The organism is Sphingobium sp. SA2 (genome assembly GCF_032227065.1).
Lineage (GTDB): Bacteria > Pseudomonadota > Alphaproteobacteria > Sphingomonadales > Sphingomonadaceae > Sphingobium.
Map to the genome: position 1 here is coordinate 597,112 of NZ_JAPMXX010000001.1, position 7,889 is coordinate 605,000.

A 7,889-nucleotide genomic window follows, 5' to 3' on the forward strand; every position below is an offset into this window, starting at 1 on the left:
CGGCATCCTTCCTCGTAATTTTCTGTGAACGTTCTCAACGCATGTTTGTCATGGCTTGCGAGCATGATCAAGCCTTTTGCGCCGATTGGTCGTCAGTGCCGTTTTGTATCGCGCAGCAAGATGGCTGCGATGGCGGACAGCAAAGCCAGAACTGCGAATAGTCCTGAAAAGCCGAGCGTCGGCACCAGCACGAGGGTCAGCGACGGCATGATCAGCGAGGGCACGGTGTTGGTGAGGTTGAACAGGCCAAGATTGCGGCCCCGTCGTCCATCGTCGGGCAGCACCCGCAACGTCTGCGCGCTATGCAGCGCCAGGAAGATGTTGGTGGAAAGGCCAAACAGCATGAATCCGGCGATCGCCGCCACTGGCCCACGCGCCAGGGCCATGGCGGTGAGGCCAATTGCGGCAATCAGGGCTGCGATGCAGAGCGGGGCTATCGGCCGATCGCGACGGTCGGCCCAGCGTCCGGCCATCAAGGCACAGGGTGCCGCCAGGAACAGGACCATGGTCAGGATGCGGGCCGTAATGGCGTCGTCGAAACGTGTGTCGATCGTCTGAAACCAGAAATAAAGATAGGCAAATAGGGCGGCCTCCGCGATCTGGACCAGCAGGCGGGCGCACCACATGCGCGTGATCATCGCGCGCAACCAGGGTAGCGGGGCTATGGCCGCGCCGTGCGAGCGCCGTGTGGCGACCTCGCCCGATGGGCCCAACAGCACTGGCGGCAGGACGCAAGCCATCGCCATCATGCCCACCATCGCGAAGCGCCAAGGCGGATCGGCGAGGCCGGGCATTGTAACCAAGGCCCCGGCCAGTGCCCCGGACGCTGGCGCAAAGGCGAGTAGTCCACCCAGCCGACCCTTTAGCCTATCAGGGACGCAATCGCCCGCCCAGGCGGCTAGCGGTCCCAACATCATGTTCAGCGCCATTTGCCACGCCAGAATCAGCAGGATCAGTGGCCCCAATCGCTCGATATGGGAAAACAGGCAAAGTAGCCCGCTGGACAAGAGCAAGCCGGTTGCGACCCAGAGGCGGCGATGCCCTGTCACGTCGCTGAGCCAGCCGAACAGGATATTGGCGAGACTGGCGGCGATGGCACCAAGGAAGGTGGTCGCAGCCAGCCAGCGCACATTGTCCGTCCCCGCGAGCAGATCGACGCGCACCGGCAGCAGGATGGTTAGAAGCGGGGTGTAGGCGATGGCGGCACCCGCCCAAGCGAGCGCATAGAGGAGCAGGAAGCGGCGATCGCTGCCCGCTGCTACTTGCTTAGGCGACATCGGGCGGCGGCGCGGTCGAAGCTCGTTCGACCAGGCCCATGGGAATGATGACGGGGGCGGGTGGATCAAGCGTCACGCTGGGCGCGGTGATGAGCAGGCGCACCGCCATGGCCGTCGTCTCGGCGATCGGCTGGTCCACCGCGGTCAATGGTGGCGTCGTGAAGCGGACCAGCGGCGTGTTATCGAAACTGACCAGCGACAGGTCGGCGGGGATGGCGAGGCCCGCGTCACGCGCCGCCTCGATCGTGGCCAGTGCCATCTGGTCGTTGCTGGCGATGATGGCGGTCGGTCTGTCGGCGCGTGCCAGCAACGCCTGCGCTGCCCGCAAGCCGGAAGCATAGCCGAAATCACCCGTTTCCAGCAGGGCTTCGGCAGGCAGGCCCGCCGCCGCCATTTCCGCCTGCCAACCATCGACGCGCCAGCCCGACAGCCGATATTCGGCCGGTCCTGAAATGAAGCCGATGCGCCGATGGCCAAGATCCAGCAAGTGCCGTGTCGCGCGCCGCGCTGCGCCCTCGTCATCCATCGACACGCGGATACCCGCGGGCAGAGCGCCATCGTCCCGCCCTTGCGCCCCGATACGCGCATAAGGGACATGGTGGCGCTTGAGCGTCGCCAATATGCGCGGATTGTCCGAATGGGGTGGGGTCAGGATCGCCCCATCGGGTTGCAGCGCCGACAGGGCGGCACCCAGTTCGCGCTCCAGATGATCGGCATGGGTATCGACCAGCTCGAAGATCAACCGATAGCCATGTTCGGCACATTCCAGCATGCCGCCCAGCAACATCTGGTCGACCCAGTCCGTACCCTGCCGCGCGCGCCAGTCCGCGATCGTGCGTTCGCGGTCATTGAGCGCGAGAATGAGGTAGGAGCGCGATCCGCTCATCCGTTGCGCCGCGATCGACGGCACATAGCCCAGCCGATCGATCGACGCCTGTACCCGGTCGCGCATTTCCGGGCGGACATTGGGTTCGCTGTTGATGACGCGGCTCACCGTCTGCAGGGATACGCCCGCATCTGCCGCAACATGTTTGATCGTGACTGCCAGCCGCCGTCGCGCCATTTACTGCCCATTCTCCGTCGGGGGAGTGGCGTCTTTCTGCCAGACACGCACCCAATCGATCTGCATCGTCTTGGGAAAGCCGGTGGGATCGACGCCCTTGCTGTTGCGTCCTTCGGGCAAGTGGCCGCCGATGGCAAGGTTGAGGATGAGATGGAAGGGGCGGTCGAACGGTGCGCCTGGCTTGTCGGACCCCAGGCTGTGCCATTCATGCGGCGCGCGCCGCGCAAAATCCACGCCGTCCACGCGCCAGACGATGCCGGTGGCGTCCCACTCGATTTCATAGACGTGGAAGCCATCAAGCGGGGTCGGCATGGGCGTTTCGTCGCCGATATAGCGGTTGCGCGGCGGGAGACCGCCGAAATGGATCGTTCCCAGGACACGATCTTCTGTCTGTCCTGCGCAGGTGTCACAGGGCGTGCCCAGATTGACCGCCTCCATGATGTCGATCTCGCCGGACTGCGCCCAGCCGCCATAATCCCATCCTTCGGGCAGCATCCATATGGCAGGCCAGGTTCCCTGGCCCTGCGGCAGCTTCGCGCGGACCTGTACCTTGCCATAAAGCCAGGCCGCCTTGCCATCGGTCGAAAGGCGCGCCGATGTGAAAGGTTTGATGCGGGTGGCGCGCGCCTTATCCGGCGTCGTGCGCTGGTCCGGCGGGAAAGCCGGGCCTTCATGGGATTCCTGCCGCGCGATGATGTCCAATAGGCCATTGGCGACCCGGTGGTTGGCCGCAGAGGGGGTGTAGCATTGCCGCTCTTCATTGCCGCCGCCCCAGCAATTGTCGGCAAGGTTCCATTTGCGCGGGTCGAGTGCCGGACCATCAAATTCATCCGCCCAGACCTTGTGCCAGCCCGGCTGTTCCGGTGCGGCGACCGCTACTTCGGCACCGGCGCACAGCAGCGTCGCGATGAGGAGGCGCGCTATCATGCCGCCACCGGCTCCTGCGTGCTGCAATAGCGCGCAATATAGGCCGCATGTTCTGGCAGGTTTGCCACGGTGCGGGACACTTGGTCCTTGAGCGACGCCAGAAGATGGGTCAGTTCGTCGGGGCGCAGCTTGTTGGCTATGGGGTGATGGCTTTGTGGGATGATGCCCTGACCCATCATGACCTGCACCCAGCTATTTTCAGCGAACAATTCCTCATTCTTGCGGAAGACGCGGCCGGTCTGCCGGAATAATTCCATGCGGTGGGCAAGGCTGTTGGGCACCGCCATGGCCGCGCAATGGCGCCAGAAGGGCGTGTCGCGCCGATCGGTCGCTTTATAATGCAGGATCAGGAAATCACGGATTTGCTCCATGTCCGTCATCTGTTGATCGTTGAATTCGGCGATATCGAGGGGGCTGACGGCACCTGCGGGCAGCATCCGCAGGATGCGCAGCACGGCCCGCTGGATCAGATGGATGGACGTGGATTCGAGCGGTTCCATGAACCCACCCGACAGGCCAACGGCCACGCAGTTGCGATGCCATTGCCGCCGCCGCGCTCCGGTGCGGAACCGGATCGGGTTTGGTTGCACCAGCTTGTCGCCTTCGACCGAAGCCAGCAACTTTTCAAGCGCAGCGTCCGGGTCCAGGAAGCTGCTGCAATAGACGATGCCATTGCCCTGCCGGTGCTGCAGCGGAATGCGCCATTGCCAGCCCGCCTCATGCGCGATGGCGCGGGTATAGGGGACGGGCGGCCGCACGCTGCTGGTCTGGATCGCCACCGCGCCATCACAAGGCAGCCAGTGGGTCCAGTCGTCATAGCCAACATGCAGCGCGCCTTCGATCAGCAATGCGCGAAAGCCGGTGCAGTCGATGAACAGATCGCCTTCGATCCGCCGATCGCCGTCCAGTAGCAGCGCGGCAATGTCGCCGCTTTCGCTGTCGAGTTCGACCTGGGTGATGCGTCCTTCGATCTGCTGGGCGCCATCCGCTTCCGCCATCCTCCGCAGGAAGCGGGCATAAAGTCCCGAATCGAGCTGATAGGCATAGTTCATCCGGTCGTCGGGCAGATGCGCAAAGCGGCCTGCCTCCGCCGCCTTCAACTCCAGGCAATAGTCGCCATAGGGCGCGTCATGCCCTTGGGCTTGCCCGTGCATCCAGAAATGCTGGAATCCCGCCGACCAATGATCTTTGCCGGTCCCGCCGAAACTGTGGAAATAGCTTTCGCCAGGTACACGCCAATTTTCGAAATTGATGCCCAGCTTGAACGTCGCCTGGGTCGCGCGCATGAAGTCGGCTTCGTTGATGCCCAATATGCGATTATAGGCGACCAGCGGCGGGATGGTGCTTTCGCCCACGCCGATCGTCCCGATCTGCTCGCTTTCGACCAAGGTGACTTGCGCCACTGGTCCCAGCGTGCGGGCGAGTGCGGCGGCGGTCATCCAACCGGCCGTGCCGCCACCGGCGACGATGATGCGACGAGGCGGGGGTAGCATGCTCATAGCGACAGGCTCCTCAACAGGAAATGATGCATACGTTGCGCAGATTCCGCGTCGAGCGGGGCCAGCACGCCACGGCCCTTTTCCGGCAGATGGGCGCGGGCTGCCTCACCGCCCGAAAATACATAATGGTCGAACATCGCTTGCCAGATCGCGCGCTCCTCTTCGGGCAGGTCGCGGATGGTCATGATCGCATGGTGCAGCGCATTATAGGGCTGGCCCAGATAACGCGGCGTGTCGCGCCACCAATAGTTCACCAATATGTTGAAATCGGCCAGCCCTTCGACATGATGATACCAGAGCGAGGGTATGAAGAGTGCATCTCCCGGCTCCAGTTCGGCAATCTGGGCGGCCGCAAGCGCATCGCGGAAACGCGGATAGGTTGCAAAATCAGGGGCCGCGAAATCGACCATGGAGATCGGCCGTCCCGCTGGGGTGATGTCGATCGGGCCAAGATAGAGATTGGCGAACTGGTCTGGCGGGAACAGGGTGAAGCGGCGACGCCCCACGGCGCAGCAGGCCAGATTATCGGGAAAGTCGTTATGCGCCGCGATGCGGCTGGCATTGCCCATCCATAGGGATGTCAACGGCGCGCGCGAACCCAGTGGCATGGGGTGTGCGTCGGCCAGTCCGTCGAAAAACGCCTGCATATCGACGGAGCCGAGATAGACGGTGGGGCCTTGCGCCACATCTCGCCCTTCGGCCGCATCCAATTGTGCAAAGATGTCGGACAACCTGCCTTTGCCCATGCGGAAATTGACCGCCATGGCGTCATCGTAAAACAGGCGTCCTTTGGCATCCGGCTCCGCGATCGACACCACAAAGTCGCGGTCACGCGCATGGGCCAGCAAAAAGGCGCGGGCGGCGCTATCGGATTCCAGACCGGCCTGCACCAGCGGCCAGTCGCGCACCAGTCCCCGCACGACAAAAGGCGTATCTTCTTCCCGCAGCAAAGCATCCAGCGTTGCATCGTCGGTGGCTTGTAGCACCCTGACCGAAGGCAGGCCGACCAGAGCCGCCTCAGCCACCGGCCACTCTACGATTCTTGCGCGCGACCAGTTCGTTGAACTGCGCGATCGACGCCACCGCCATGAACAATGGCATCAAATGTCCGGCCCGGTGCAGCTCATCCAACGCGACGGCATCGAGCGCGCGCAACCGCTCCTCGTCGATGATGTGAAAGCCGACCAGGCTGTTCCGCGTCCCATCGACCAATGGCACGTCCAGCGTAAAGGGTTCGAGCAGCGCATGACGTTCCAGCGCAGCAAAGAAATCGGCGCTGGCCTGAAAGGCGGCATCCAGGTCGCCGAGCCGTTGCGCAATGCTGTCCAGCCAGGGGGAGGGCTGCCCTGCCTCGTCGAACAGGGCAACGCCTTCGTTCCCTTCATGGATGAGTCGGGGGCTGCCCATATCGACATGGACCTGCGGCGGCCTGCTGCCATCCGACGAACGGCCGATCAGGAAGGGTTGCACCGCCTGCGCCAGTGGTTTGTAGGCCGCATCCCAATGACCTGCTTCCAGAAAGAGATTTTCGCCATTGGCAAAGCCGAACAACGCCACGGCCGAGAGGGTGCCGCTTTCCAGGTCGCGCCGGAACAATATGGGAAAATGCGCCTGCGCCTGGCGGAATTCGGCGGGCATCAACAGGCAGGCCATGACGGCATCACCCAATGCCGCTCCGCTGTCGGTCCGAACACGCAGGGTGCGATGGGTCAGGGAATCAAGGATCTGGTGCTGGGTCATGACGCTCTAATGGCTCCTTGGCGGAGGTGCCGGTGTCCCGTCACATCACCGCTGTCTCTCCACCCGGCTGATGCGGGACAAGGCCGCACCGGTTCAGGTGCGGCCTTGTCCCATCGTGCCGGACTTCAATCAAGTCATCCCGTCAAAAGTTGACGCGAAGGCCCGCGCCATATCGGGCATAGCCGGGCGAAGCGAAGAAGGCGTTGTTTTCGCTACGCAGATGGCCACGGCGGCTGGCGCCGTTTAGATTGATGGCTTCGACAAAGGCGGTATAGCCCTTCTTGAACTCCCAGCTCGCGCTGGCATCCACCTGGCCATAGGCTTCGATATAGAAGGGGTTGGGACCTGTTCCGCCCAGGAACTTGTCGCGCCAGTTATAGGCGATACGCGCCTGAATACCCTTTTTGTCATAGAAGAGGACGGCGTTGGCGCTGTCCGAGAGGCCCGTCAGCGCAAATTGCGGAACGCTGGACGGCTGACTGTTGTCGTATGTCGCGTCGCCACGAACGATCGTGTAGTTCAGGATCGTGCCAAATCCCGTGTCCCAGAAATTATGCTGGATGGCGAATTCAAAGCCATAGAGATGCGCGCTCTGATCCGAGTTGATCGGGGTCGACACCTGGAAATTCACCGCACCATCTTCGGGCAGCCCCAATATCTTGCCGGTATAATTGCCGGTCGCAGGATCGAAGCTGTCGACGATGACCGAGGCCGGATAATTGGCGAAGATATAGTTGCGCAGATCGGTCGTGCTGGCATTGGCGCCCAATGCCGCGACGGCCGCCTGATAGCGTGGGCCATCCGCCGGGTTGGTCAGGCCGAACGCATCGGTGTCGATCCGGGTGCTCGAAATGAAGTTGCGCACCCGCTTGTCGAAAAATCCGACTGACAGATAGCTGGATGGCGCATAATACCATTCGGCCGACAGATCGATATTCTTCGATTTATAGGGAAGCAGGCCCGGATTGCCCTGGCTGCCGGTGCCGCCGCCGATGCGGAACAGTTGATCGACAGTACGACCACCCTGCATCGATGCATAGTCCGGGCGGGTAATGGTATGGCTATAGCTTGCGCGCAGCTTCACATTCTCGATCGGTTCGAAATCGACGTCGATGGCGGGTAGCCAATTGTCATAATCACCCCGGAAGGTGGTGAAGTCGCTGCCAGTGCCATAGGTGAGGTTGAACTCGTTGGCGGACACCCATTGCGTGCCGGTCGGGATCGGCACCAGCGCGGACGAACGGACCTTGGTCTTTTCATAGCGCACGCCCGCACGGAAATGAGCCGGACGGTTGGCAACGTCGAAGGCCAGATTGGCCTGGAGGTAAGGCGCGATGGTGCGTTCGCGGATTCGGCGATCGACCGTGAAGCTCGACAGACAAT

Annotated in this window: 7 protein-coding genes (1 of these 7 running past the window's edge); all 7 read right to left on the reverse strand. The window is 62.6% G+C overall.

Features of this window, described 5'->3' with window-relative positions:
* Positions 1-92: 92 nt before the first annotated feature.
* Positions 93-1,277, reverse strand: a complete 1,185-nt coding sequence (locus OVY48_RS02965; RefSeq protein ID WP_313921806.1) for an MFS transporter — start codon at positions 1,275-1,277, stop codon at positions 93-95.
* A complete protein-coding gene (locus OVY48_RS02970) occupies positions 1,267-2,340 on the reverse strand; it encodes a LacI family DNA-binding transcriptional regulator (protein WP_313921807.1) in 1,074 nt (357 codons plus the stop codon). Before OVY48_RS02970 ends, OVY48_RS02965 begins: the two co-directional genes overlap by 11 nt.
* Entirely contained in the window at positions 2,341-3,267 is a 927-nt protein-coding gene (locus OVY48_RS02975; RefSeq protein WP_313921808.1) for a glycoside hydrolase family 16 protein, read from the reverse strand. It abuts the gene before it with no gap.
* Positions 3,264-4,760 (reverse strand): tryptophan halogenase family protein, encoded by a 1,497-nt coding sequence (locus OVY48_RS02980; protein ID WP_313922053.1) that lies wholly within the window; start codon positions 4,758-4,760, stop codon positions 3,264-3,266. Before OVY48_RS02980 ends, OVY48_RS02975 begins: the two co-directional genes overlap by 4 nt.
* 2 nt (positions 4,761-4,762) lie before the next feature.
* Positions 4,763-5,791, reverse strand: coding sequence for a cupin-like domain-containing protein (locus tag OVY48_RS02985; RefSeq protein WP_313921809.1), 1,029 nt, complete (start codon positions 5,789-5,791; stop codon positions 4,763-4,765).
* Positions 5,784-6,506 carry a SapC family protein gene (locus OVY48_RS02990; RefSeq protein ID WP_037474257.1) on the reverse strand — a complete coding sequence of 241 codons (723 nt, stop codon included), beginning with the start codon at positions 6,504-6,506 and terminating at the stop codon, positions 5,784-5,786. Before OVY48_RS02990 ends, OVY48_RS02985 begins: the two co-directional genes overlap by 8 nt.
* Before the next feature lie 142 nt (positions 6,507-6,648).
* On the reverse strand, positions 6,649-7,889 hold the 3' end of the coding sequence (locus OVY48_RS02995) for a TonB-dependent receptor (RefSeq protein ID WP_313921810.1). It continues 1,726 nt past the right edge of the window; 1,241 of the gene's 2,967 nt are visible here — the last part of the coding sequence; its start codon lies beyond the right edge, outside the window — the gene reads right to left on this strand; its stop codon occupies positions 6,649-6,651.

What these genes read in the sequence shown, in the direction of transcription:
- OVY48_RS02965 (WP_313921806.1), bottom strand. Translation starts at nt 1,277, where the DNA reads ATGTCGCCTAAGCAAGTAGCAGCGGGCAGCGATCGCCGCTTCCTGCTC.
- OVY48_RS02990 (WP_037474257.1), bottom strand. Translation starts at nt 6,506, where the DNA reads ATGACCCAGCACCAGATCCTTGATTCCCTGACCCATCGCACCCTGCGT.
- OVY48_RS02970 (WP_313921807.1), bottom strand. Translation starts at nt 2,340, where the DNA reads ATGGCGCGACGGCGGCTGGCAGTCACGATCAAACATGTTGCGGCAGAT.
- OVY48_RS02975 (WP_313921808.1), bottom strand. Translation starts at nt 3,267, where the DNA reads ATGATAGCGCGCCTCCTCATCGCGACGCTGCTGTGCGCCGGTGCCGAA.
- OVY48_RS02980 (WP_313922053.1), bottom strand. Translation starts at nt 4,760, where the DNA reads ATGCTACCCCCGCCTCGTCGCATCATCGTCGCCGGTGGCGGCACGGCC.